We start from the raw sequence: 26,156 nt of genomic DNA, 5'->3' as shown, positions 1-26,156 counted from the left end.
TTTCGACAAGTGACAGGCACCTCCCTTATTTTTCCATTTTCTATATCCCATTTCTTAGTTCTCATTTCCCCATTGTCAAAGGTACCTATTTTGCTTTATCTTCCTTTAGTTTTTCTTTTAGTAGTGCTTTGTGGAAGGAGAAAATCATGATGATCATGATGAACGAGAATGGTAGTGCTGCTACGATTAATGCGTTTTGTAGCGCAGTTAGTCCACCAGTGAAAAGTAGGACTGCTGCAATTGCCGATTGAAAGAATCCCCAAACAAATTTTACTGATGTCGCTGGTGATAAGGATCCATTAGTTGTTTGCATTCCCAAAACAAAAGTTGCAGAATCGGCAGAGGTTATAAAGAACGTACTAATCAGAATTACAGCAAGCACTGATAACAAAACACTAAATGGGAACGTATCAAATAATCCAAATAAAGCTTGTTCATCAGGTAGACCAGCAATATCTACCCCGTTATTTTGCGCCTCAATTCCAGATATACCAAAGGTTGAAAACCATAGAAAACCTACAACAGAAGGGACAATCAACACACCTAATAAAAATTCACGAATCGTACGTCCTCTAGATATCCGGGCAATAAATATTCCAACAAATGGCGCCCAAGCAATCCACCAAGCCCAAAAAAAGACTGTCCAATCGATCACCCACTGATTTTCTGCTTCGTTATTAGGCGATAGGCGGAGGCTCTCCGTTGGGAGACTTTGAATATAGGCACCTAATGAATCCGTTAACGAGTCTAAAATGTATTGAGTGGGTCCTAACAGCAGCGTAATAACAAATAGCGTCGTAGCTAAAATCATGTTGACATTACTCAAATATTTAATCCCTTTACTAAGTCCTGTGTATGCTGAAATCATAAATAAAACAGTTACTATTAAAATGATTAGGAGCTGGACAAAGAATGTACTTTCGATGCCAAGCAGATAGGTAAATCCTCCATTAATTTGTGCGGCACCAAATCCCAATGTAGTAGCTACGCCAACAATAGTTGCAAAAACTGCAAGTATGTCAACCGTTTTTCCCCAGACTCCATCCATTTTGTCACCAAATAGCGGTTCAAGTGTCACACTTATTAAGCCACGTTTTCCGTGACGAAATGTAAAGTAAGCTAGAATTAAAGCAATGATTGCGTAAATTGCCCATGCATGAATACCATAATGGAAGAAGGTAACACGCAATGAATCCTCCAACGCTTCTCTCGTGCCTGGTTCGGCAATAGGAGGAGTTTTTAAATAGTGGGATACTGGCGAAGCGACTCCATAAAACACAAGTCCAATCCCCATACCAGCACTAAAAAGCATAGCAAACCAAGATGTATAGCTAAAATCAGGCCTATCGTTTGGCTTTCCTAGCCTAATTTTGCCGAAAGGACTGATGATTAAATATAAGCAAAATATGACAAACAGTGTCACAATTAATAAATAATACCAACCAAAGTGAGTAGAAATATACCCCATTAACTCACTAGAGATACGTTCAAAATTTTCTGGAGCAAATACTCCCCAAATGGATATGGATAAAGTAATTGCCAGTGTAATCCAAAATACGGAAGTAACCCTTTTCATGGTATTCCCCTTTCTAAAAAAAATTACTAACAACCCACAGACATTGATGTTAGTATTGCTTAAATGGAACAGTCTATACAGTAGTAAGAAATTGAGAAATGAACTAGAGAAGCGTATACTTAAAAGCAAGAACTAGGGCTTAGGAGGGGACAATGAACATAGATCAAAAAGAAGCGTTATTGGTAAAGGCTTTAAAAACTCAATACTCTATTTTAAAGCTATTGGATCACACACTCTACGACACTTATCACTATCAAAAAGGATTATCTAAGGAAGAACAAAATGAAGAAGTAATAAACTTATCCTATAATGCAAGAAGCATTATTGCGAAGAAACCAAAGTTAAAGGAAATATATAGAATACTGGAAAAGGATTATGGAGTGGATATCACAAATTAAATCCTGTAATCACCCTACAGATGATTACAGGTAAATGAATTAATTTTCTGATGGTTTATTAACCTGTTGTTTTTGGGCTTTAAAAATTAATTTGTCTAATTGCTGGCTAATTAAAAGGGTTTCATCATGTTGTAATCCTTTTTCAAGTCCAATTTCAATCATTTCTTTCTTTTTCTTTTGAACTTGATTTAACAACTCATCCTTATTTTTGTTTACCATTTTGTAACGCTCCTATCATTATGGCACTATTTTGCCAATTCAACTTAAAAAGTCATGCGAATTTAATTTTAATAAAATAATTTAATAAAGTCTTAATATGTGGCAATTAGCCACTAATTTTTTAAAACTTTTTAAACATATAGGGACTAAACTCTCTTGTTTTTTCCCAAATAAAGGAAATAAACCAACATTATTTAAATATAGGATGAGGCTATATGCTTAATTTTTCCCCATTATAATCATATACCAAACTAAATACCTATAAGTTGTGGCAACTAGCCACACTCAATGACATGAATAACTGATAAACTATTAAAATATGAACGAAAAATGATTTATGAATGGTAACAATAGTAAATAATTACCATATCGCGACATCAACTACTTATGTTTAAATCAATATAAAAAGGAATGGTAACGTTTTATTATTTTCACGGTGGATTGGAGGGGGGAGTTATGAAACGAGAATGGTTGATTCAATTTAGAGTAACTAAGAAGTTAACGCAAGCTCAAGTTGCTAATTTTGCTTTTATAGATCGAGGCTATTATTCACAAATCGAAACTGGAAAGCGGAATCCCAGTCACACAGTTGCAACCAATATAGCTAAGGTGCTAGATTTTGATCCAATTCTGTTCTTTCAGAATGACACTAATGAAAGCTCCTTTCAATCTAACCTATCCAATGGTGAAATACCTGAATTCTTTCGAAATAATGAGTTTAGTGAGGTATTATATCTATACAATAATTTTAAATTATACTACCAACACGTTATTTCATTTATCTTAACAGGTGTACAAAAAAGCAGCTTTTGCATCGTTATCGATTACTTTATGAATTTGAATCATATTCGTCAAAGCCTTCAACCTATCTTAAAAGATAAAGAACTAGAGAATTTTATATGTTTTATTGATATGGAAGAGCTTATGAACGATGAACCAGAACATTTAGCCAAGTATTTCCATGAATTATTATGGAAAATGAAGCCGGAAAGATCTATTCGTATCTGGTTAAATGAAAAACAATATTGTGATAATGACTGGTTGTGTAACATACAAAAACATATGAAAGACAGTAAAAATCTACTCGAAATGAAAAAGATTCTATTTGTTCGATCGTATAATGCATCCCTAGTTTCAGCAGTTTCGCATATTAAGATGATGAGAAAATACCCTTATTTAATGACTGATTTTGAAATTGCTGATTCACCATTTTACCAATTCTCTAATAGTTCAAATATACTTCCTTCCTTTGATTTGCAAGAGGAAGTCTAATCATCTGAGTTAAGACAAAAAAAGAAAGAGTGGTTTAATGTCAAAAACGATACCATTAACTAGATATATAGAGGTATCTAGTTCTTCGCATATCGTCTATTTTTTTGAAAATGAAAGGATCTATTTGGAAAACTTAATGGCTTATATTAAAACAGGACTGGAACAGGGCCAACATCTTATTATTATTGAACAAGCGGAAGTGTTAAATAAGGCACTCCAAAAAATGAATGTTTCAGAAGCGGGTAAAAAATACATTCACCATTATGATAATTCCTCGTTTTACAGGAGTTACGGTGATTTCAATATCGAAAGTATTTTGAATCATGCTATGGATCTGATTCAACCATTTTTGGATGAAGATGTTGATTTTCGTACATGGTCACATGTCAAATGGAAGGACCAAAAAGACATTGCGAATAAGCTTGATCAATATGAAGGACTAGCTGATGGTTGTATTGGAGAAGTTGGCTATATGTGTGTCTGTGCTTATGATGCTACTAATGTTTCAGCAGAGATTCAAACTAATTTGATGAGAAGCCATGAATATATCATGACCGACGAAGAATTCGTCCATTCCTCTCTCTACAACAAAAAAAGAATACAATCCAAAAAATAAAGCATATCTCCTTTTGGGGAGGTATGCTTATTTTATCTATAAGACCTGACAAGTGCCAGTCACCAGTCGACTTTCGACAAGTGACTGGCACTTGTCGAATAGGAGGTTAGTTGGTGTACCACCTGTAGATTTTTAAGTGTTGGACTAAAACCCATAGTAGGATTGGGTAGGTTAGTGCAGAATGCCAATATTTCCAGCCGTTGTGATAAAAGTAACCGGATTGAACAGATAAAAACTCAAAGAAAAGACAAAAGATGGACCAATAAAAGGTATATAACAATTTATACGATAGCCCTCGATCATATGGAAAGAAATTCATATACACAATACCAGCTGTTGGAAATAAAGTTAACGAAGGTATAAAGCCAACGAATTGGACCCCAGGTAAAAAATAACCATAAACATGATATTTAAGGTCCAGTACAATGTCCGTTACAAGTCCTAACACAATTGAAAATAAAGCTACTGCATATTGTTCGGAACGGGTTAATCGTTTTGGAACCAAAATTGCTACTATAATGAAAACAACTGCTGATATAAGTAAAAATGCCATGCAACACTTCCTTTATATACATAGTCGATTGGATTTTGTTATTGATATATTCTCCAGGAGACTATAAAATTATTACGGAATTCGAAATTAATTAGAGTAGGTGATCGTATGGAATGGATAGAAGTAAATGCGGAAGAAGATATAGATGGACTATTGAATAAATTTAATTATTTTCATGATAGTTGTCTAAAGGAATTAATAATGCACACCGATAGCTATGTTAATAAGGAATTATCCATGGGAATATCAACGGGGCTTGATACCACGATTCGGATGCTCTTTCAAAGGCAGGGTGAAAAACCATCAGCAATAGAGTTGCTATTTGAAGGTGTAACGCAATTCCAACTTCGTCCAAGTTCTGAAAATCATGACTCGATTATTTTAGATGCTGTTATTTTCTTGCAGGATGGAAGCTATTATTGGACAGACTACCCGGATTGGAAACCGGGAGAGGTTAATCAAGAAGTAACATACATATCAGCTAAACATCTGAAATGGCGCGATGTAAGCCCTTGGATGGGAGCTAAGAAAAGGTTCGGTGTACTCCATGAAGATTAATATACCGATGTCACGGAAACCATTTTACATAAAGCCACCTAACCCCTATTAAAGTGGTCAAAAGTAGAAAAGCAAAGTAAAAAGGGTTCCAATAGGATGCAAGCTCTATTACTCCTATCCCAATAAGTGTATAGTCCATCACGATTTCTATGATGAGAATAAATAAAATCCAGATCCAACTAAATTGTAATACAACTACTGTAACAGGAACTGAATAAATGAACAGCAGTAGTGCGTTCCCAGCAATATGGTCTCTAATTGGATCTTCAAACCAGCCCATTTTATATAAATGAGTAGAGAATAGTAAAAGCATAAAAAAACGTAACGTATTGGTGTAAACAATTAATGTCATATATATTGTAATAAATTTTGTCGTAGCAGACGGATTTGCTAATAATTGGTACCAAACCTTTGCGAACGAAAACGCAATAAGCAAAAGAATACCAGTATACCATGTTTTCCACCAGTGATGTTCATAAATACCTAAGAAACGAAATAATTCTTCTATTCCCATAAATCCAAATGCAGTCAAAAGCATAGTAATAAATCCTAAATTAAATCCTGCTATTATAGTGGCGGCAATTGGTACAGAAATTCCTTGAGAAAAAATTGATCCAAATGTCGTATCTAGCCATGGATGTTCAGCTAGGTTTGGGTGATAATCATATGCATTGAATATCACTAGTATATTGTAATCAACGAAGTAGGCTAGTCCAGTAATAAAAAAATAGGTTTGAAATAATCTTTTCTTGGTAGGATGCTTTATTACAGCAATAACTAAGGCAATAAGACTGATGGTCAGTAAAGCAACATACCAAAAGTAGTTTGGAAACATGATCTCAACCCACCTCTCACTAACTAAAACTAAACTAAAAATAGTTTCACCCATTTTCTTAAAACTAACCCACAAAGCCCTGTCGGTGCCTGTCACTTGTCGAATTTCGACAAGTGACAGGCACCGACAATACCGCTATGATAAACAGAGTATCTTATGGTATTCTACATTTGGATGATGAGAAGAGGTAGGGGAGAAATATTCTTCTTCAAACAGTTAAACCTCAGATTAAAAGGTGCGTGAAACAGATGAATTCAGAAAAATTATATTATCAAGACCAATACATTACATCATTTACAGCAAATGTATTGAAATCAGAAATAGATGATCAAGGGCGCTATTATGTCGTACTAGATCAAACAGCTTTTTATCCAACGGGTGGCGGACAGCCTCATGACTTAGGGATGTTAAACGATATAAATGTATACGGAGTAGAGGAAATTGAGGGGGAAATTAGGCACTTTACCGAAGAACCAATCGAAATTGATACAATGTGTACGGGAGAAATAGAGTGGGAGCGGCGTTTTGACCATATGCAACAACATGCTGGACAGCATATATTGTCTGCAGCATTTGTTGAGGAATTTGATTATAAGACGGCTAGTTTCCATTTAGGAAAAGAAATATGTTCCATTGATCTGGATGTAGCGAACCTTTCAGAAGGAGAAGCAACTCGTGTCGAGAACCTAGCAAATGATATGATATTGGATAATCGTCCAATCGAAACCAAATGGGTTACAGAAGAGGAGCTTTCCAATTATAAACTGAGAAAAGAATTGTCTGTATCGGAAAATATTCGTCTCGTTATTATTCCTGAGTTTGATTATAATGGTTGCGGAGGCACACACCCGAGTACAACTGGACAAGTAAGCGCAATTAAAGTCTTGCATTGGGAAAAACAGAAGAAAAAAACTCGAGTATATTTCGTTTGCGGGAAAAGAGTTATGAAACAACTTTCTGAAAAACACCAAGTAATCCAAGGTTTAACCTCATTATTAAGTGCTCCACAAGAAAACTTGGAGAAAGCAGCAAACCAAGTATTACAGCAATCAAAGCAGTATGAAAAAGAAATTACAGATTTAAAGATGCATTTGATCAAGTACGAGGCAAAAGCATTGCTTGAACAAGCACAGCTTATTAATGGTCAAAAAATGGTTCAAGCGGTCTTTCAAAATCGACCAGTTCCAGAGCTTCAGCACCTAGCAAAGGTGATCGTTGCCAATACGAATGATACTGTCGTGTTATTCGTAAATGAAAATGTTCAAAAGCTACAAATGGTTTGTGCGAAAGGATCAGATCTGTCTTTATCCATGAATCAGTTAGTGAAACAAGTTCTACCTATAATTAACGGTAAAGGCGGAGGAACAGATTCGATTGCACAAGGTGGCGGAGATAAATTAGTATCTGCTGAAGGGTTAATGGAGAAGTTAGTGAAGAGTATCTAGAAATAAACACCAAAAGGTGATAGCAGGTCTAGGTCTATAACACACAAAAAGACTACTAAATACGCAATTAGTAGTCTTTTTACTAAGTAAACACAGGCACTTTTCACCAAAAAGAGATCACCCTTTCCTTGCTTATATTGTCGGAATGTTATGTTATTATTGAAATATGTAATTATTAAACTATTTTTATAAGTTTTTTAGATTTGGAGGGATCTTACTTGTATGATAATAGTATTTATTTTGACTTGATTAATAGAAAAGAAGGATTTATAGAGAGTAAAAACTACAAGACTTACTATGAAATTCATTCACCTAGATCTCCACAATTAGATGATACTCCAATTATTCTTTTGGCAGGGGGACCTGGGCTCTCATTTAAGACATTAACTCCATTATTAAAACTAGCTGAAACAAGACTAGTCATTGCTTATGATCAAATAGGTAGTGGAAACTCGACAAGGTCCAACTATTTCCATTCATTAAACATAAAAGATTTTTTGGAACAATTTAATTCGGTTGTCACGGAATTAGGAATAACTAAATTTCATATTTTGGGTCATTCTTGGGGGACGATTTTGGGAGTCCATATTGCTTTAGAATATCCGGAAAGCATACGAAGTTTAATTTTACACAGCGGGATTGCTGATTGGGAGCACTGTCTTAAGGAAAGAGAAAAGTTTAAAAAAGAATACTTTCCGGATGACTTAAAACAGTTTGACAAGAGAATGAATGAAGGGATAAAAATTTCTCAAGATGAAATGGAAGGATTCATCAATAAATATAACAGCCTTTATTATTGTAGAGTTGAGTATCCAAAGTATTTATCGGAATCACTAAAAGATAAAGACACACGAACAAATCAATTAATATGGGATCCAGAGAGAAATAAAGAAATGTCTAACTATAATATTTGTGAAAGATTGAAGGAAATAAATTGTCCAACACTTATTTTAAGTGGAAAGTATGATGGAATTTCAGTAGGACAAGCGGAATTGTTTATGTCTAATATAAAAAATAGTAAATACATAGAGTTTCCAAATTCTTCTCACTACGCACATATCGAAGAGGAAGAGAATTTTCTGGAACAGGTGAAAGCCTTCCTGTAATAAGTAATAGGAGAATTGAACAAAGCAGCCTCTTTTTTATATACAAGGTGTCCACAGCTGACCGATAAAAAATGATCAAAAATGTACTATCATAAATTATAGATATAATGAAAAGATATTTTACAACTATTGAAACAGTTTAATGGAGGTATAGTTTTGTAGATATTCTTATTTATATTTGGACTAATAATATTTGCACTTTATTTTATTTGTATTGAATTTCTTGGGAGATTTTGATGGAATGGGGTTAGTCTGGACATTGTTTGGATGCTCAATGCTAGTATTGCAATGGCAGTTTCTGAGATCTTACGTATAGTGAAAGGAAAAGAAAGAATAATCACTTTGTGAGATAAAAGTAACAGGTATTCTGCTTCTTCTATTGAAGAAGAAAAATACCTATATCTATTTTTATTCATGCAACATGAGATAATCGCATTCAAATTGAAAACCAAATTTATTATAGAAACGGGTGTGCCTCATAAAAAAATACGGAGTTCTGCTTTTACTGTTGGTGGTGCCGAGTTGAACCTTCTTGTTTACGAATGGAATGATGTTAATAAGGCTTTATCTAAACTGTAAGTAATCAACAACTAGAACTATCGAATTGATAGATACTGATATACAGAGTTACATAAAAAAACTGTAAGTAATTATTCGAAGTTATTAATTATGATAACGCCAATTTTTAGGGGGATTCTATGTTTATAGTAAATGTGGAAGGTGCAATTTATCGAGATGGCAAATGGCTCTTAATACGAAGAAGTAAAAAAGAGGAGCACGCGGGTGGTTCCCTTTCTCTTGTAGGTGGAAAATGTGAAATTGAGGGTGTATCGGCTGATATATTGGAAAGGACGTTACACCGAGAAATAGCTGAAGAAGTAGGAATAGAAGTGACAGGTTTAAAGTATGTTAATAGTTCTTCATTTGTTACGGATTCAGGACTTCATGTCATTGACATAGTGTTTCTATGTCACCCTAAATTAGGTGATCCTTATGCTAAGAGCACGGATGAAGTGGATGCTGTCTTATGGATGACAACTCCTGATATTTTAAACGATACAGATTTACCTGACTATTTAATAGAAAATATAAAACAAGCAAATATGTTGTTAAAAGAAGATACATAATGAATATATTAACCTTGTTAAGCTCACTTGTGAGTTTTTAGAAAATAGGGCAGATACTCCTTTCCTAAAGGAAGAATTGAAAAGCATTTTTTGATGATATTATAGTTATTACTTGGAAGTAATGCTCCTGAAGAGAATACACTTTGACTCAAATAGGGGGGACCGGATTGAAAAACAATAAAAAAACAATTCTCTTCATTACATCCATAATCTCCTTCGTAATTATAGCGAATTATTTTGTAGAACCTGTTGAAAGAGACGAGGTAGGTACAAATCTAGTTGTTTCATCAAAAGAAGAAGGCTATATAAAAAGCCTGTCAATTGGTTCTTTAGATCCAGTTGAAGGAATTAACTGGTATGGAGGGACTGATCCGGATCACTATTCTCTAGGTGGCGTGATTAGAAATATTGATATTAAAACAGTACAAGTATTTGTAAATGAGCAAATGCATGAAACGAATATGATCAAAATCAATGATGATATGTCTGTGTGGTACTGTATATTTGAATATAAAAGGAAATCAATTTTAGAAGAACCAGATAAAATGAAAATTGAAGCGTTTGATGAAAAAGGCACTATATTATGGGAAGAAGCGTTTGATAGTATCTTAGGTGGCTGATTACAAACTATTGAGGTTCAATAAAAGAACTAAAATGTAGTTGTTTTTTCAAAGTGATTTTATTTTTTGTATGGGTAAAAGGCTAAATAAAGCAAGAAAGTGGACCACACGTATAGTTATTAACTGTGTGGTCTTCTTTATTACGAAGAAAGAGTTATAGGTTAATAAAATATAAAATTCACTGTAACTTTTCAAGAACATCATACGAATTATAATTGAATACATAAATGAGGGGGGAGATTTATGCTTGATATAGATAACCTAGAAGAGTGTATACGAAGTATTTATAACGATTATTATTTAGATGTATATAGATTTCTAATTAGTTTTACTGGTGATCGAAACGATGCGGAAGATTTAACACAAGAAGTATTTATTCGCGTTTTAAATAGTTTAGAAAATTATAATACGGATACTAAATTAAAAACCTGGATTTTTTCAATAGCTAAACATGTAGCTATTGATCATTATCGAAAGAAAAATTCACCTCTATTCTTAAGGATGCTTTCTTTAAACAATTGCCATCAAATGATAAGGAACCAAATGAACTTATGGTACAAAATGAACTGAAAGAACTTGTCCATGATGCTATTTCAAAGTTAAAACCTACTTATAGGGTTGTAGTAATACTGAGGGGGATAAACGAATTATCCATTAAAGAAACAGCAGAAATCCTTCAGTATAGTGAATCTAAGGTGAAAGTAAATTATCATAGGGCTTTGAAGGATCTTAGAAGAAGAATAAATATTGATGTTAGGGAGGTTGTGAAAAATGCTAACTGATAAGGAAATCTTTGAACTGATCAAAGAAACGTACCCTTTAGAGCCAAACCAAGAATTCGTTTCTGAAACTGAAAAAAAACTAATGAAAAAGGCAAAAAGAATCAACAAAAAAAAGGTTGTAAAGCGATCATCGTTTGCAGCTAGTGGCATTGTTTTATTTGCGATCACGCTATCATGGTTGTTCTTATTTGGTGGAAAGGAATCGGCAATCCATACGATAAATTCCTTTGGAGAAAACAACATACAAGCCCCGTTTTCAGGTTCAGAGTCTTCAATATATATATACCATACACACAGTAAAGAATCGTTTATTCCTGAGATTAATGCAGATGCCCCTCAAGATGCTAACCACAATACCCTAAATATAACATTAATTGGAGATAGACTAAGCCAGGAATTAGAAAAAAGAAATATCAGCACCATCCATAATTCAAGTGATTTTCAAAATGAATTAGTGGAACGTGGATTACCCTATGAACAATCATATTCCATATCAAGAGAAGTACTAGAACAAACTTTACAAGATAATAATGTAAATATTGCTTTTGATATACACAGGGATTCAAATGAGAGGATGGTAACAACCCAGGAAATTAGTGGAGTAGATTATGCAAAAATTACATTCATGGTTTCAAGTGCAAATGAAAACTTTGAGGAAAACCAGAGGTTTGCAGAAATCCTGCATGAGAAAACAGAAGAGATGTATCCAGGATTATCAAGTGGGATTTCAATATTTTCGTCAGTAAATAAAGATGAGCAAAATAACTATAATCAAGACCTATTAGATCAATCCGTTTTATTATTAATTGGAGGTGTAGAAAATACATTAGAAGAAGGCTATAGAACTGCAGAAGCTTTTGCTGAGGTAATTGAACAAGTAGTAAAAAAATAGATAAGGATATTCTCAAATAAATACCAGGGTAAAACAAGGCGATCACCAGCTCGATCGTCTTTTATTTTGGGGAGATACAAAAGTATAAGCTCCCTCTTCTGCATAAGTGTAACAAAGGCATTCATCGTAAGTATTTGACGTATACCAACTTTTCTGAAAAAATATAATAATATTTTTGGAATATTATGTTAGTATGGAAGTACGTTGATTTAACAGAAATGCAGGGGCTAGTTTTAGTCCTCCATCTATATCAATGGATAAGGAACTGACCATAATATGCGGATTAGTATGAAGAGTGGATTAGGTGAGTTTCTTATAGGATTTGTTTCGTGCTCTTTCTTTCAACTAATATAAAGTAGGTGGAGGTGATAGTGATATGAAGCCATTTCATCATTTAGCAAGAGGAATATTATCTAAAGAAAATAAAATATTAGTCGCTCACGCTATTGGCTATAAAAATACGTTTCTTCCAGGTGGACACATTGAATTTGGAGAGAGTGCGAAGGATGCGCTAATAAGAGAAGTTAGGGAAGAGCTTGGAGTTAGTTGTGTGGTAAGTGATTTCCTTGGATTGGTAGAACATAAATGGATGAAACGAGGGGTATTAAATTGTGAAATAAACCAGATATTTAGTATAAATAGTGAAATTTTACAAGTAAGTACAAGTCCGAAATCAATGGAGCCCCATATAGAGTTTTTTTGGTGTAGTGAGGATGAATTAGGAGAATTACAACCATATCCCTTGAGAAAGATAATCAATAATTTACTGAAAGGTAATAAAGAACCTTGTTGGGAAAGTACGTTAAACAATAAATTAGATGACCCAAATATTAACTAGTATTCTAATTCAATAATGATGAATGATAAAGATATAATAATTTGTATTGCAGTTACAATTTAAATAGATTTATGTATGTTTACAAGGAGGACCTCAATTGAGTGAATGGAAGGAACTAACACAGGATTCGAAAACGAGATGGGAACAAAATGCATACTATTGGGATGAGTATATGGGAGAAGGAAGTAATAGATTTCACCGAGAACTAATAAGGCCATCCACGGAAAAATTATTAAAGGCTAAAGAAGGCGATACAATACTAGATATCGCCTGTGGTAATGGGAATTTTTCAAGGAGACTTGCGGAGTTAGGAGCAGATGTGGTCGCGTTTGATTATAGTTCAAAGATGATAGAGCGAGCAGAAAATAGATCGAAGGATTATTTTAATCAAATTAACTATAAAGTCGTCGATGCAACTAATTATGACGATTTGTTAGAACTCGGAAACGAAAGATTTGATAGCGCTGTAGCTAATATGGCTTTAATGGATATAGCGGATATCACCCCATTAATAAAGGCACTCCATAAGTTATTAAAACCAAACGGAAAGATGGTCTTCTCAATCACACATCCTTGCTTTCAGACACCTGGCGTTAAAAAAATTCATGAAACGGAAGATATCAATGGAAATTTGATTACTAAAGACAGTATTCAATTATCACAATATCTGTCTCCTGAACCCTATAAAGCTATTGGAATAAAAGGGCAACCTCAGCCACATTTTATGTTTCATCGCTCCTTATCGTATTATATGAACCTATTTTTTGAATCATGTTTCGTTCTAGACGGGATAGAAGAACCTAGTTTCAAAAAGGAGCAGGATAATAGTAAATTTGAATGGTCTGAGATCCCTCCAGTTATAATTTTTCGATTTAGAAAGATTTAAAAGTTGTAACGGGTTTAAAGTATAAATAACAAGGTAGAACGTTATTTTGTGGAGATCATATTTGTTTCTTTGGCGAACCATTGGATGGTAATCGTGCTGTAGAAGATGGAACACTGAACGATGAAAAGTTTAAGAAGTTTGTATCTGAATGGTCTCAAAGTGAGGAAATAAAAAGTCACATATTGTATTGTGGTAAAAAATTAACTTCAAAGGAGAATAGACATGATTTTTTCCCAGGAAGATTATAGTGTTACGTGTGACGAGGAGAAGGTGGTGTTACTGCGGAAGGAATATTTATTACTGTTATTTTTATATAAAAACAAGGGGATTGCTTTTTCCAGGGAGGATATCTTAAATGCAGTTTGGCCATTGGAGGATCCGACTGACAGAACCGTGGATGACCATATTTATCGTCTGAGAAAAAAACTTTCCCCGTTTTGTGAAAAAGTTTCTATTAAGACGGTAAAAGGGTTTGGTTACTTATTAGCGGTGGATGAGAAGAGACAACCATCCCCAGTTCCCATGCCAGAAGAACTTTTCGAGCAAGCAAATCATTTATTTAATATGTACTACAAATATGGCCATGGCAAGGCTTTAAAAGAGTTAATCACTAATAAAGAGCTTGGTTTTTCATTAAATGAAAAGTATGAGACGGTCCTATATCTTTTGCAAAGTGACTTTACATCTCTCCTTCAAAAAATGGATTCTTCTAATAATAAATTTATTCCATTATACTTATATGCCAATATAGAAGAAGATACAGAACAAGTAATCTCCATTTATGAAAAAGTTATTAGAAGTAAGGTCCTGGTGGAAGAACAACAAATGGATATCGAATATTTTAGTCTTCCTATGCTGTATATGAAAGTGGATAAACCAAATGAATCAATGAAGATTGTTCATAAGGGTCTTAACGAAATCAAATTTGATGATAAACACGGATTTTTCCCGCTATTAAATATCATGAAAACAATCATCTTATTATTCACGTATGAAATAGCAAAAACAAAAGATGAGATTGCTGCTATAGAGAACCTTTTAGCACTCCACCCCTACCAACGCGAACAGGGGGTTCTTCATGTTATTAAAGGATTGATTCTGATTGCAGAAGGGAAGTCGGCTAAGGGAAAAGACTTGATCGAAGAAGGGCGAACGATCATTATCCAATCAGGACATTCTTATTACTTTTTATTTATTTATCAAGTCCTTGATTTAGTATTAGCTAAATTAGGTGTAGATGTGGACACCATAAATTTTTACGAAAGGGAGAAAAGTAAGTACTATAAGAAAGCGAATTTGTGGAATCTAAAAGAAGTTATTTCTGATCAAGTTCGTAAATTTCTCTGATACTCCTCTGACATTCATCACCTACATTGGTAAAAAGGAAGGTGATGAATATGAACAATAAAGCAAATGATAACCATACCATTTGGAAAAATCATACGTATGTTAAATTGTTTATTTCTTATACAATTTCTACGATGGGAAGCTTTTTCGATATGATAGCGGTTATGTTATTGTTCAGTTATGTTTGGCAATCAGAGCCTTGGATTATTGCTCTTATTCCAGTTGTGTACGCATTCCCACATGCATTATTCAGTCAGTTTGCCGGAATATACGTTGATAAAAACAATAAGGTTAAGATTATGCTCATTGCAGATATCTTAACCGCTGTATTAACTATAATTCTATTTTTAATTTCAAGCCCATGGATGGTGTTGGTGATTCTACTAATTAGATCCACATGTACCATCGTTCATTTTCCATCTCAACAGGCATTAATTCGAAAAGTAGTGGATCCTGATCTGATCACTAAAGCTGTTACGTTAAACGGAGCAGTAAATCAACTTTCTAAGATCATTGGACCTTTTTTGGGGGCATCTATAGCAACAGCTTTTTCACCAAAGATTATTTTTGTCGTATATGTAGTAGCTCTTTTAATTTCCGCATGTATCCTGCTAACGCTTGGTAATGTGGACAGTCAATCTGACTCAAACAAGAATGGGAGCGGGGAAAAAGTAGATTCTATTTGGAAAACATGGAGAGAAGGCTGGTATCTGTTATTTCATACGAAGGTTCTTTTCATAAGCTTTTGTTTCGCTTTGATCGCATTTACTGCCATTCAGTTTGTCGACGCCCAATATGCGGTGTTGTTTCGAGAAGTTTATCCAAATAACCCGTCTGTTTTAGGGTGGGCCATGTCGTCAGCAGGTTTAGGTGCACTACTTATCATACTATTTTTAAACAGGTTACAACAGGTGAGGAAATATGGTTGGTATTTAGGGAGCTCAATTGTTCTAATAGGTTGTGGATTTACCATAAATGGTTTGTTAGAGGTGGGTTTCAATATTCTATGGCCGATTATCGCTTCCTTAATTGTCGGCATTGGTGTCGGAATATTTAGTGTTGTGCATAGCTATATTTTGCAAATGGAAAGTCCCAAAGGAAAAGTAGGGCAAATGTCAGGTATGTATAATTCTTTAACTGGGATCATCTTACTCGCTGCACCAATAACAGGGGGAATTCTTGTCCAGTGGTTTAATGTATTTATTATTTTTCAGGTGATAGGAGTTACGATCGTTTTAATTGGAGTAATTGGGATTACCTTAGAGAAGAAGTTATGGAAATCCGAAACAATACACATTTCTAGCGACCATGAAGAGTTATCCCAGGTTGATGTAGGATAAGGGGGCTAGAGAAGTTGATTATCTGTAAATTCTCGGGTGGAAGAGTTAACAAGATGATTAAAAGGTCTCTTTTGGCAGATAGGAAAGTATAAATTTCCTATCCTGCATAAGTGCAATTATGGCCTTTTTCATAAAGGCTTAGCAAAAGCCAAGTTTTCTATGCAGACAAAAAAGCTTTCTTATGCTGCATAAGTGAAAATGATAAGGAATTAAGAAGTAAAATTTGAAAGGAGGATGTTCATGGTCTATATAGCTCTTCTTCGGGGGATTAATGTGGGTGGAAAAAATAAAATTGACATGAAGTTGCTTAAACAAACATTTGAACGAGTTGGGATGAATGATGTGATGACATACATCAATACAGGTAATATTATTTTTTCATATAATGGTAAATCAAAAATTGAACTATCACGCTTATTAGAAGAAGCGATACAAAATGATTTCGGATTACAAATTAAAGTAGTAGTTCGAAGTATCGATAATGTCAGAGAAGTCGTTAATGAGATTCCAGACACATGGAAAAATGACAAAGACATGAAAAGTGATGTCATGTTTTTATGGGAAGAAATTGATGATGAGTCTGTACTTAGAAACTTGGTAATTAAACCAAATATTGACAAAGTAAAATACGTCCCTGGTGCGATCCTATGGTCGGTTGATAAGAAAAATGTAACAAAAAGCGGTATGTCAAGGGTCGTTGGATCAAAGATTTATAAACAAGTTACGGTAAGAAATGTCAACACCGTTCGTAAGGTATATGAACTAATGCAAGCTCAAATTGGTTAGTTCCCCTAATAATAATTGAATTAGGATGTAAGAGTTAAGAAGGTGTTATTAGTTTAATCGTGTATTATGTAACAATTTGTGCTAATGAGGTAGATTAAGATGAAACCATAAATTCCATGTGGAGGACAAATAATGGACGTAGTAAAACAAAACAGTAATGCTTGGGATAAGAAGGTAGAAGAAGGAGTAGTTTACACCCAAGCTGTATCAAAAGACGTCATTGAAAAAGCCAAAAATGGGGAATGGAGTATTACAGTAACAACATGTAAACCAGTACCAAGAGAGTGGTTTCCTAAGTCACTGAAGGGACTAAAAATATTGTGCTTAGCATCTGGTGGTGGACAACAAGCTCCTGTTCTTGCTTCATTAGGAGCTGATGTAACTGTTATGGATATATCGAGAAAACAGTTAGAAAAAGACGAATTGGTTGCGAGAAGAGATGCACTAACTCTTATAACCGTGCAGGGTGATATGTCTGACTTGTCTAATTTTGAGGATGAAAAGTTTGATATGATCATAAATCCAGTGTCAAATTTATTTGTTGAAGACGTTAGACCCGTATGGAAGGAAGCAGCAAGAGTGTTAAAAACCAATGGAATCCTAATTTCAGGTTATACGAATCCACTTTTATTTATTTTTGATGATGAAGAAGACAAGAAAGGTAATTTAGTTGTAAAAAACTCTATTCCGACAAGCTCAATAGACAATTTATCCGAAGAAGAAGTAAACAAATATATGGAAGGTCAAGATACCATTGAATTCGGGCATACATTAGAGGATCAAATTCAAGGACAAATTGATGCAGGATTTGTAATTGCTGGATTATACGAAGATGACTTTGGGGGAAGTAGACCGTTAGACAAATTTATAAAATGTTTTATTGCAACTAAGGCGATTAAAATATAATCAGTGTAATGATTCTTTTTAGCTAGCGGGACATGATTGAATAAGGAATCGAATTCTTTTATTAAAATAAATAGCAAGTTGTTGGAATAGTAGCTTATATCTCATAAGAAAGAGAGGAGATACCTAGTTGAAAAAGACTGTTCTATTTATTCATAGTGCTGGTCCCCAAAGACGGGATCAAGGAAGTAACAACCTGTCATCGTATTTAGAAAAAGAACTTGGAAATAAATATCAATTTGTTTTTCCTATGATGCCTAACCCAGAAAATCCAGAGTATATACTATGGAAGAATCAGCTTGATAAAGAACTTAATTTGCTAAACGGAGAAGTGGTTTTAGTTGGTCATTCGTTAGGTGGTTCTGTTCTTTTAAAGTACCTTTCTGAAGAATCATGTGACCTAACTTTCAGTGGCTTATTTATTATAGCATCACCATATTGGGGGATAGATGAAGATTGGCAGTCGAAAGATTTTCAGCTTCAAAGTAATTTTGAAAAAAAACTACCCTCAATACCCAATTTGTTCCTTTATCACAGTCATGACGAAGAAATCGTGCCTTTTACACATCATAAAACCTATGCAGAAAAACTTCCACAAGCATCCTTACGGGAACTTGAAGGCAGGCGACACTTGTTTCACAATGGATTACCTATACTGGTGGACGATATCGCAAAATTAGGTTCAGATGAGATTATACAATAACAATGAGAGGACAAAAAGATGGAAAAAACGGATTGCATAACATTAAAACATTTTTCAAATGAATATGTAGATGTATTACATACTTTTGAACTTCCAGAAGAACAAGGACAGTTTACTTCATTACCCATAAACTTTAAGGACGTAAAAAAAGGGCAGCATCGGATTGTTCTTCTACATGAAACTGAACCTGTGGGTTTCTTTTTATTGCATGAAACGGAACGGGTGAAAGATTATACGGATAATCCTAATGCTATGTTGCTCACATCGTTATCAATTAATCACTCACATCAGGGAAAGGGTTATGCCAAACAAGCTATGAAAATACTAGAGGAGTTTGTTTCAGTAGAATTTCCTCAATGTAATGAAATCGTTTTAGCTGTTAATCACAAAAATATTGCTGCTCAGCAATTGTATAAAAAAGTAGGTTTTCAAGATACAGGTAAGAAAAAAAATGGACCGATTGGTGAGCAGTATATATTGAATTTGCAATTGATTTAGGTGAATAACAGGAATAAAACTAGGCGATCATCAACATTGATCGTCTTTTACTTTGATATAAAATTAAATATTAATTTTGGAATATTATGTTAGTATTGAATTAGATGACGTAACAGTTGGTGTTTCTTTAACCATTAAGTGATTAGTTAATGAGAGGGTTCAATTCTGATGGTGTAGCAACTTAATGAATTAAAAAAAATAAGTTGGGGGGATTGTTTTGAATTCCAATAAAAAATCATACATGCAATTGTATTTTGAACAACTTGAATGTCAGAGAAATGAATTTTATTATCAAATAGTTAAGAGGGTGGAAAATCCATGGAAACGACCTTTACCGGATAAGTGGTCAGTTGGTGAAACAATCTTTCATCTTTATCTGATGATAAGGCTAGTAAAACGATTTTCTGTAATTTATCTTCCTATTGTACTGCCATACGCTCATTTAAGAAAGGAGCGTCCCTACAAAACGGAAATACATAATATTTATGAGGAATACAGTAAAACAAAGAAACGCCCAATGAAAGCACCTTTCGTATTAACTCCGCGAGATAAATTATCCACGAAATATGATTTCAAAAATGTACAGCATCTACTCAATATGGAAACTAACAAATTGAAAGAAAAACTCGCTAATATGGAAGACCATGTTGCAGGACAAATTCGATATCCTGATCCTGTTGCCAACTATCCAAACATTATCCAAAGTATTCAACTATTAGCTATTCATGAACAACACCATTTTGATTTGACAAAGAGGTATTATCGTTAATCAAATAATGAAAAAGGGATACAAGTTACAGAAAAAAATGTTGCCATCTTTAGTTTAAAGCTTGAAATAAAATGGAGGTATTTCAATGTTGATGTTGTGGTGTATGGTTATTGTTTTAATATTGTTCAATTTATATATCATCTATAGTCTTTCAACAATTAAGTATGAATTACAATTGATTTGTAAACATCTACATATTTTGGATGATGAAGATAAAGAAAAAATAAGCAATGAAGAAATTGAAAATGAGCTAGAAGATAAACTTAATATTTGACCAAGGAATGAACTTTAACTACAAGAAGGAGAGCGAAAGTGGGATAAGAACTCTTAAAGGATTAAATTAAGGTTAAGGAAACGAATGGAGCAGGAGGTTTACCATCATGCAAAAGGTAATTGAAAAATTAAAGGAAATAAAAATAGGTGAAGTTGGAGTTATAATCTATTCTGATTTAAAAAGGGAGAAAGTGTGTTCAGTAAATGAAAGATTATCTGTACCATTAGCATCTTCTGCTAAGGTTGTAATTGCTTTTTGTATAGTAAAGTTAGTAGAGGAAGGACATTATAATTGGAGTGATAAGGTAGAAGAAATAAGTTTTGATCCAAATGAAGATAGCATAGAGTTATACCCTCACTTTCAAGGTAGAGAGTCTTTACTTTTACAAGATGCTGTAGAAGTCATGATAGCTTGTCATGATAATGTTATTGCGAATAGTATTATTCAGTTTTGTGGTGGTTGGGAAAAGCTTATTCACATAACAAACTCATATTTTGAAAATGTAGATATTACGAGGAATCCAAGTAGTTTAAAAAACAATGGAGAACTTAGTCAGGTTTTTGAACTTCTGTATTTCATATTTGAGGGATATAAATCAAATCCGGAGTTATGGACTCCTGTAATTAATGGTTTAGTTAGGCAACAAGGTGAGGTGGAAGGCATTCCATCTTATTTTTTAAACCATATGACAGGTGGTCTTACTAATAGTCTAGTTAACATTGGAATACTAGGGGAATTTTCTCGAAATCCACTATTGTATGTTTTAGGAGCAAAGAATTTGCCTAACAGGTATGAAAATACATTCGCAGATGAGAAAATTATAAATGCGATAAAATTACTTTACACTGAATACTTTAATAAGGAATACATATCTGAAAGATAAATAGGATTTTTAAATTTAGCGTTTTGTTACTTATAGGTACATTACTATACTAAACAGTAGTCGCAACTTTAATAGATATTTTTTGTATCCACTAACAAGCCCAGTTGTCCAAGCCATTTAACCTTAAAATTACAATATAGAGATGATAGGAGAATTAATTGTGTTAGAAACTTTATCCGTTATAGGTAAAAGCATGAATGAGAAGAATATTACGTGGGGGGTTGGTGGATCACTTCTACTTAGTTTTTATCAATTGATTGATAAACCTAATGATATTGATGTTTTGGTGGATGAAAATGATGTAAATCAATTGAATCAATTGATAGCATCCATTGGTAATGCGAAAGAAGCAAAACGTTTATCCCCTTTTCGAACAAAGTATTTCAATAAATATAGTGTTAATGATATTGATATAGATATAATGGGTGGATTTGCAATTCAACATAATGAAGGGGCTTATCAATTATCGTTTACAGAGAAATCAATTGTCGATTATAAGAAAATAAATGGGGTGGACATTCCTTTATGTTCACTAGAAGATTGGTACATCTTGTATTGGTTGATACCTGGGAAAAGAGAAAAAGCAACTATGATTGAAACGTATTTAAAAGCTTTAGGGGTAAAGTACCCAAAATTGTTAGAGGAAGCGCTGAATCAATCATTACCAACAGAATTGATAGAAAGAATACTAAGACTATTAAACTAACACATAATTTATTTCCGGATTGAAATGAATAGCTGCTAATCCTACAGTAGGATTGATTATAAATAAGTGAAAAATATTTACAAATTAAATGTGTTTGTGGAACAAATAAGTATAATTAGAGTTTGATAGAGGGGAAACTATGGAGAATTTTAATAGGATAGAACCAATTGCAGCTTCTAGGCAGTTTATAATGAAATACTTTCCGAAGTGTGATGGGGCTTTATTGGCTGGAAGTGTTGTTCGGGGAGAAGCGACAGAAACATCTGACCTGGATATTGTAATTTTTGATAAGGCAATTGACTCAGCTTACAGGGAATCACTCATAGATTTTGATTGGCGGATAGAAGTCTTCGTTCATAATTTAAGTTCGTACCAATCCTTTTTTGAAAGTGATTGTAAACGAGCTAGACCTTCCTTGCCCCGAATGATATCAGAAGGATTCATTCTTAAAGATAATGGGTTCATTGAGTCTATTAAAGATGAGGCGAATGAATTATTATCAAAAGGGCCAGAAAAATGGTCAATAGAAACGATCCATACGAAGCGATACTTTATCACGGATACCCTAGATGATTTCATTAGTTGTAATGATAGGGCTGAGGGTATATTTATTGCAAATTCTCTAGCTGAACTTGTTTGTGAATTTGTATTAAGGACTAATAATAGGTGGATTGGTGCCTCTAAATGGGTCATTCGCTCACTTAGAAACTATGACGTTATGTTTGCAGAGCAATATGTGGAAGCCTTTGAACTGTATTATAAAAGTGGTGAAAAACATAAAGTTATCAAATTAGTTGATGAAATATTACAACCATATGGCGGACGATTATTTGAAGGTTTTTCATTAGGGAAAAAGTAATTTTGAAATCTATAAAAACGTAAACAAGATAATATTTATGAAAGGAAGAAAATAAATGCCTATCGAACAGGAAGTATCAAGTGAAGTCTATAAGATGATGGACTTACATCAGAAATTTTCAGAGGGTCTTTTTGAGGAAGTGAATAGTTTTATTTCTGATGATTTTCAAGGAATGCTTTACATGCCATGGAATGGGGAAGTAAAACAATTTAATTCAGAAAGTATAAGAGAAGGTAATAGATTAGCATCTCAATATTATAAAGGGAAAGATATTCAATTTGTTTTTACTGGACTTAATATTATTCCACAATCAACTAATCAAGCCACGGTATCCTATGAAGTGGTCCACCAAAATAAAGAAGATTTTGTTATGGTTAGATCATTAGTGCTAGAGGTTTGGCGTAAAGAATCAGACGGTAAATGGAAAGTTATTCGTTGGTACGAAGAGAAAGGTATGCATACGTAATATGCCTCATTTAAATATGAATACTTTTCAACTAGGAAACTTATTTTCTGAGCTTAATAGAAGTAAAGCGTTAAATATTTATGCTATCAAATTAGAAAATTTTTTAGGTGGGGACAAATTGGAGAAACCGATAGTTAGACTATGTAGTTACGATCCCAATTGGGAAAAACAATATGAATATGAGAGAAGAAGAATTCTTGATGTAATAGGTAACTATGCTGTTAGGATCGAACATATTGGAAGTACTGCTATAAAAGGGTTAGAAGCGAAACCAATAATTGATATTATGGTAGGTATACATGATTTAGAAATAGTACCTAACCTTGTACGTCCGTTAAGTGTAATTGAATTTGAATATGTTCATAAACCAGAATTTAAAGACAGAAGGTTCTTCAGAAAGGGATTATGGGGACAAGGGACATGTCATCTGCATATCTGTAAAATTAACAGCAAAGAGTGGAAGGAAAAGATATTGTTTCGCGATTATCTTAGATTACATCCCCAGATAGCAGAAGAGTATGCTACATTAAAAAAATCACTTGCTACGACATATAAGTTAGATAGGCAAGCTTATACAAAGAAAAAAGAACCATTTATTAAGGCAATTATCGAAAAGGCTAAGTTGGAAAACATGATAAATAAACACTACTGAAAAGAGGAATTCAATGAACGATAAAGTAATCATTAATATGGCAATTGCTAATCACGAAGTACCAGAATTAAGAGAGCTTGTTGGATGGGGAAGACGGGATCAGGATTATCCTGCATTATTTGAACGTTGTAATTTTTGGGCTGGGGTTAGAAATGAGAATGATAGACTGATCGCTTTTGGTTATGTGTGTGGAATGGGATTAGAGCATGGATATATGGAAGATATAATGGTACACCCACAGTACCAAGGGCAAGGAATTGGAGTTAAGCTGGTTAAGGAACTATTACGAGAGTCTAAGCGTTTTGGGTTAGGTATTGTAACAGTAACTTATGATGAAGAAAATACTAACTTTTACAAGACAAGTGGCTTTACACCTGGTTTTGGAGGGGTATGGCAATCAGATTGCTAATAAATTAATATCCCAAAGGCTTCAACAATAATCCTTAAAACTTCGGGGCAGTTTAGTTTAGATAAGAGAGAGAGGAAAGGTATGGCGAGAAAGGTAGAAGTGTGTGCATATAATCCAGATTGGGATTTAATGTTTAAGGAAGAAGTAGATAAACTGAAACGTATTTTTGGAAATGAGATTGTAGACATACATCACATTGGTAGTACATCTGTTTCAGGATTACATGCCAAACCAATAATAGACATAATGCCTGTTGTTCAGAACATTAACCATATCGACAAGTACAATGAAGAGATGAAGAACATTGGATATGAACCTAGAGGGGAGAATGGTTTACCTGGACGGAGATACTATCGAAAAGGTGGAGATCATCGCTCTCATCATGTACATATTTATCAGGATGGCAGCTTTGAAATCACACGACATATAGCTTTTCGGGAGTATCTACGTAGTCATCTAGATGCTAAAAAGGAATACGGCGAATTAAAAAAGAGATTAGCACAACAATTCCCATATGATATTGATTCTTACATAACTGGTAAGGAACAGCTTGTTAGAGAAATAGAAGTAAAAGCAATGAAATGGTATCAATTGTAATACGATAAATTTCTTTGACCCTAATTGACTATACAAGGTTCGACAATTTATATGAATGATTGATTCTTGTGTTGTGGGCTAATTTTATATTGCAAGAAATCGCTTAACAACATATGGATAATAAGAAAACGAGGTGATCATGGATCGCTTCTTTTTTTTTAGTAAAACAAGTAATATATTTGGAATATTATGTTATTATTGAAGGTAGAGATAATAAGTAAAAGTAGGGAGGTATTATATGGTAAACCCTAAAAAAGTAACGTTAGTCTTTGTTACAATGATTATTTTTATATATGCATTTCTTGCAATTATTGAAACAATACATATAAGTTCAAGCACTGTAGATGAGGCATTTGAAAAATTCATTAACAGTGAGTTCAAAACTGAAAGTGCTAGGGATAAAATTGGTGATAAAGCGTCTTATCGATATGATGATTATGCAATAATTCCATTTGAGGTAGGTAATGATGTTTCATTAGTGCAGTTTAAGAAAGGGTTATTTGGCTGGAAAATAGATTTTTATTCTCACAATAGTAATAAAGGATATTCATATTCAAGTATGGTCGATGAGTCAAGTGGTGAAATTCTTTTACACGGAGTTATACCAAGAGATATAGTTACTTCAACCAAGAACATAAAAGTTAATGGAATCGATGCAGACATTTTTATGCTTAATGATAAAGCTGGAATTTGGCTAATGACAAACAATAAAAACAAAGAAAACTTCGATAACATAAAAATAGACTTCATAGATGAAGTTGATAATGTAATTGGTGAGATGTGAGTATAGTTTTTCTAATAAGTAACTACTAATGTGCATATTGAAGAAACGGAAGTATCTTTTCCGTTTACATAGAGAGGGATAATAATGATGAAGTACGTAGAATTTAAAGTATCCTTAGAACCTTATCAGGCTTTTAATAAACTTATGTCTGACATTGAATTAAAGTCTTGTTTAGTTTTTAATGATCGCAAATCTATAAAATTCAGTAATGAAGAAATGTTTATTTTAGTTTATGAGAAATATTATTTGAGAATTAATAGCACTGCTTCGTTAACTGTCACACTAGATAATTTAAACGGAGAAACCATTGTGAAATGTATTTCTACTGGAAACAGTGAGGGATTATTAAATATAAGCTGGGGTGCTGATAAACAATTTATTAAAATTGTGGAGAAAATTCTAGAACCTAATCTGGAGGAAGTTATAAAGGAAACATGATAAAAATTCTCTAAATTAG

General features: G+C 33.6%; 34 protein-coding genes. 30 read left to right on the top strand and 4 right to left on the bottom strand.

The features are described 5' to 3' along the window. Positions 1–85: 85 nt before the first annotated feature. Positions 86–1,576, bottom strand: a complete 1,491-nt coding sequence (locus GMD78_RS05910; protein WP_155667896.1) for a glycine betaine uptake BCCT transporter — start codon at positions 1,574–1,576, stop codon at positions 86–88. 152 nt (positions 1,577–1,728) lie between these two features. On the opposite strand from GMD78_RS05910, the gene GMD78_RS05905 reads away from it, so the two are divergent. After that, positions 1,729–1,974 (top strand): hypothetical protein, encoded by a 246-nt coding sequence (locus tag GMD78_RS05905; RefSeq protein ID WP_155667895.1) that lies wholly within the window; start codon positions 1,729–1,731, stop codon positions 1,972–1,974. Between the two features lie 39 nt (positions 1,975–2,013). On the opposite strand, the gene GMD78_RS05900 is transcribed toward GMD78_RS05905, so the two are convergent. After that, positions 2,014–2,193 (bottom strand): aspartyl-phosphate phosphatase Spo0E family protein, encoded by a 180-nt coding sequence (locus GMD78_RS05900; protein ID WP_155667893.1) that lies wholly within the window; start codon positions 2,191–2,193, stop codon positions 2,014–2,016. 456 nt (positions 2,194–2,649) lie between these two features. Here GMD78_RS05900 and GMD78_RS05895 point away from each other — a divergent pair, with 456 nt between their 5' ends. Beyond that, positions 2,650–3,465, top strand: a complete 816-nt coding sequence (locus GMD78_RS05895) for a helix-turn-helix transcriptional regulator (RefSeq protein ID WP_155667890.1) — start codon at positions 2,650–2,652, stop codon at positions 3,463–3,465. 37 nt (positions 3,466–3,502) lie between these two features. Beyond that, complete coding sequence (locus GMD78_RS05890; RefSeq protein WP_155667888.1) at positions 3,503–4,081, top strand: MEDS domain-containing protein; 579 nt, start codon at positions 3,503–3,505, stop codon at positions 4,079–4,081. A gap of 106 nt (positions 4,082–4,187) precedes the next feature. Here GMD78_RS05890 and GMD78_RS05885 read toward each other — a convergent pair whose 3' ends face one another. Beyond that, entirely contained in the window at positions 4,188–4,634 is a 447-nt protein-coding gene (locus GMD78_RS05885) for a CBO0543 family protein (protein WP_155667886.1), read from the bottom strand. A 108-nt stretch (positions 4,635–4,742) separates the two neighbouring features. On the opposite strand from GMD78_RS05885, the gene GMD78_RS05880 reads away from it, so the two are divergent. Next, complete coding sequence (locus GMD78_RS05880) at positions 4,743–5,192, top strand: hypothetical protein (protein ID WP_155667884.1); 450 nt, start codon at positions 4,743–4,745, stop codon at positions 5,190–5,192. A 10-nt stretch (positions 5,193–5,202) separates the two neighbouring features. On the opposite strand, the gene GMD78_RS05875 is transcribed toward GMD78_RS05880, so the two are convergent. Continuing rightward, positions 5,203–6,027 (bottom strand): hypothetical protein, encoded by an 825-nt coding sequence (locus GMD78_RS05875; RefSeq protein WP_155667882.1) that lies wholly within the window; start codon positions 6,025–6,027, stop codon positions 5,203–5,205. Positions 6,028–6,275: 248 nt separating this feature from the next. Between GMD78_RS05875 and GMD78_RS05870 the strand changes: the two genes are divergently transcribed. The 26 genes from GMD78_RS05870 to GMD78_RS05740 all read left to right on the top strand — a co-directional run bounded on the left by GMD78_RS05870 (position 6,276) and on the right by GMD78_RS05740 (position 26,137). Then, positions 6,276–7,472 (top strand): alanyl-tRNA editing protein, encoded by a 1,197-nt coding sequence (locus tag GMD78_RS05870; RefSeq protein WP_155667880.1) that lies wholly within the window; start codon positions 6,276–6,278, stop codon positions 7,470–7,472. Positions 7,473–7,690: 218 nt separating this feature from the next. Next, positions 7,691–8,578: an alpha/beta fold hydrolase gene (locus GMD78_RS05865; RefSeq protein WP_196493742.1), complete on the top strand. Its 888-nt coding sequence runs from the start codon at positions 7,691–7,693 to the stop codon at positions 8,576–8,578. 698 nt (positions 8,579–9,276) lie between these two features. Then, on the top strand, positions 9,277–9,705 hold the full coding sequence (locus GMD78_RS05855; protein WP_155667873.1) for an NUDIX domain-containing protein: 429 nt from the start codon (positions 9,277–9,279) through the stop codon (positions 9,703–9,705). Positions 9,706–9,872: 167 nt separating this feature from the next. Beyond that, positions 9,873–10,325: a hypothetical protein gene (locus GMD78_RS05850; RefSeq protein ID WP_155667871.1), complete on the top strand. Its 453-nt coding sequence runs from the start codon at positions 9,873–9,875 to the stop codon at positions 10,323–10,325. 243 nt (positions 10,326–10,568) lie between these two features. Further along, positions 10,569–10,895: an RNA polymerase sigma factor gene (locus GMD78_RS21725; protein ID WP_281349683.1), complete on the top strand. Its 327-nt coding sequence runs from the start codon at positions 10,569–10,571 to the stop codon at positions 10,893–10,895. Further along, complete coding sequence (locus GMD78_RS21720) at positions 10,844–11,107, top strand: RNA polymerase sigma factor (protein ID WP_281349682.1); 264 nt, start codon at positions 10,844–10,846, stop codon at positions 11,105–11,107. The genes GMD78_RS21725 and GMD78_RS21720 overlap by 52 nt, the downstream gene beginning before the upstream one ends. Continuing rightward, positions 11,097–11,999, top strand: coding sequence for a stage II sporulation protein P (gene spoIIP / locus GMD78_RS05840; protein WP_155667869.1), 903 nt, complete (start codon positions 11,097–11,099; stop codon positions 11,997–11,999). The genes GMD78_RS21720 and spoIIP overlap by 11 nt, the downstream gene beginning before the upstream one ends. 376 nt (positions 12,000–12,375) lie before the next feature. Beyond that, positions 12,376–12,837 (top strand): NUDIX domain-containing protein, encoded by a 462-nt coding sequence (locus GMD78_RS05835; RefSeq protein ID WP_155667868.1) that lies wholly within the window; start codon positions 12,376–12,378, stop codon positions 12,835–12,837. A 97-nt stretch (positions 12,838–12,934) separates the two neighbouring features. Continuing rightward, entirely contained in the window at positions 12,935–13,723 is a 789-nt protein-coding gene (locus GMD78_RS05830; RefSeq protein ID WP_196493741.1) for a class I SAM-dependent methyltransferase, read from the top strand. A gap of 222 nt (positions 13,724–13,945) precedes the next feature. Then, entirely contained in the window at positions 13,946–15,070 is a 1,125-nt protein-coding gene (locus GMD78_RS05820; protein WP_155667864.1) for a winged helix-turn-helix domain-containing protein, read from the top strand. 50 nt (positions 15,071–15,120) lie between these two features. Further along, a complete protein-coding gene (locus GMD78_RS05815; RefSeq protein ID WP_196493740.1) occupies positions 15,121–16,410 on the top strand; it encodes an MFS transporter in 1,290 nt (429 codons plus the stop codon). Between the two features lie 240 nt (positions 16,411–16,650). After that, complete coding sequence (locus tag GMD78_RS05810) at positions 16,651–17,196, top strand: DUF1697 domain-containing protein (RefSeq protein WP_155667860.1); 546 nt, start codon at positions 16,651–16,653, stop codon at positions 17,194–17,196. A 132-nt stretch (positions 17,197–17,328) separates the two neighbouring features. Next, positions 17,329–18,102 carry a class I SAM-dependent methyltransferase gene (locus GMD78_RS05805; RefSeq protein ID WP_155667858.1) on the top strand — a complete coding sequence of 258 codons (774 nt, stop codon included), beginning with the start codon at positions 17,329–17,331 and terminating at the stop codon, positions 18,100–18,102. Positions 18,103–18,229: 127 nt separating this feature from the next. Then, positions 18,230–18,802, top strand: a complete 573-nt coding sequence (locus tag GMD78_RS05800) for an alpha/beta hydrolase (protein ID WP_155667857.1) — start codon at positions 18,230–18,232, stop codon at positions 18,800–18,802. 18 nt (positions 18,803–18,820) lie between these two features. Next, positions 18,821–19,300, top strand: a complete 480-nt coding sequence (locus tag GMD78_RS05795; RefSeq protein WP_155667855.1) for a GNAT family N-acetyltransferase — start codon at positions 18,821–18,823, stop codon at positions 19,298–19,300. Between the two features lie 217 nt (positions 19,301–19,517). Next, positions 19,518–20,069, top strand: coding sequence for a DinB family protein (locus GMD78_RS05790; RefSeq protein ID WP_155667853.1), 552 nt, complete (start codon positions 19,518–19,520; stop codon positions 20,067–20,069). An 85-nt stretch (positions 20,070–20,154) separates the two neighbouring features. Next, positions 20,155–20,343, top strand: coding sequence for a hypothetical protein (locus GMD78_RS05785; RefSeq protein WP_155667851.1), 189 nt, complete (start codon positions 20,155–20,157; stop codon positions 20,341–20,343). 106 nt (positions 20,344–20,449) lie between these two features. Then, a complete protein-coding gene (locus GMD78_RS05780) occupies positions 20,450–21,226 on the top strand; it encodes a serine hydrolase (RefSeq protein WP_155667849.1) in 777 nt (258 codons plus the stop codon). Between the two features lie 160 nt (positions 21,227–21,386). Beyond that, the gene (locus GMD78_RS05775) at positions 21,387–21,932 is read left to right on the top strand and encodes a nucleotidyltransferase family protein (protein ID WP_343042145.1); all 546 of its coding nucleotides are present in this window, start codon (positions 21,387–21,389) and stop codon (positions 21,930–21,932) included. A 139-nt stretch (positions 21,933–22,071) separates the two neighbouring features. Then, positions 22,072–22,791, top strand: coding sequence for a nucleotidyltransferase domain-containing protein (locus tag GMD78_RS05770; RefSeq protein WP_155667845.1), 720 nt, complete (start codon positions 22,072–22,074; stop codon positions 22,789–22,791). Positions 22,792–22,846: 55 nt separating this feature from the next. After that, positions 22,847–23,257 carry a hypothetical protein gene (locus tag GMD78_RS05765; RefSeq protein ID WP_155667844.1) on the top strand — a complete coding sequence of 137 codons (411 nt, stop codon included), beginning with the start codon at positions 22,847–22,849 and terminating at the stop codon, positions 23,255–23,257. Positions 23,258–23,375: 118 nt separating this feature from the next. Next, on the top strand, positions 23,376–23,909 hold the full coding sequence (locus GMD78_RS05760; protein ID WP_155668038.1) for a GrpB family protein: 534 nt from the start codon (positions 23,376–23,378) through the stop codon (positions 23,907–23,909). Positions 23,910–23,922: 13 nt separating this feature from the next. Further along, positions 23,923–24,318 carry a GNAT family N-acetyltransferase gene (locus tag GMD78_RS05755; RefSeq protein WP_155667841.1) on the top strand — a complete coding sequence of 132 codons (396 nt, stop codon included), beginning with the start codon at positions 23,923–23,925 and terminating at the stop codon, positions 24,316–24,318. An 81-nt stretch (positions 24,319–24,399) separates the two neighbouring features. After that, the gene (locus GMD78_RS05750; RefSeq protein ID WP_155667839.1) at positions 24,400–24,915 is read left to right on the top strand and encodes a GrpB family protein; all 516 of its coding nucleotides are present in this window, start codon (positions 24,400–24,402) and stop codon (positions 24,913–24,915) included. A gap of 238 nt (positions 24,916–25,153) precedes the next feature. After that, positions 25,154–25,699, top strand: coding sequence for a hypothetical protein (locus GMD78_RS05745; protein ID WP_155667837.1), 546 nt, complete (start codon positions 25,154–25,156; stop codon positions 25,697–25,699). A gap of 84 nt (positions 25,700–25,783) precedes the next feature. Beyond that, on the top strand, positions 25,784–26,137 hold the full coding sequence (locus tag GMD78_RS05740; protein ID WP_155667836.1) for a DUF6054 family protein: 354 nt from the start codon (positions 25,784–25,786) through the stop codon (positions 26,135–26,137). Positions 26,138–26,156 lie beyond the last annotated feature (19 nt).

It is taken from the genome of Ornithinibacillus caprae (assembly GCF_009728145.1).
Lineage (GTDB): Bacteria > Bacillota > Bacilli > Bacillales > Amphibacillaceae > Ornithinibacillus > Ornithinibacillus caprae.
The sequence above is the reverse complement of the archived record's forward strand: the minus strand, read 5'-3'. Positions and strand labels throughout refer to the sequence as shown.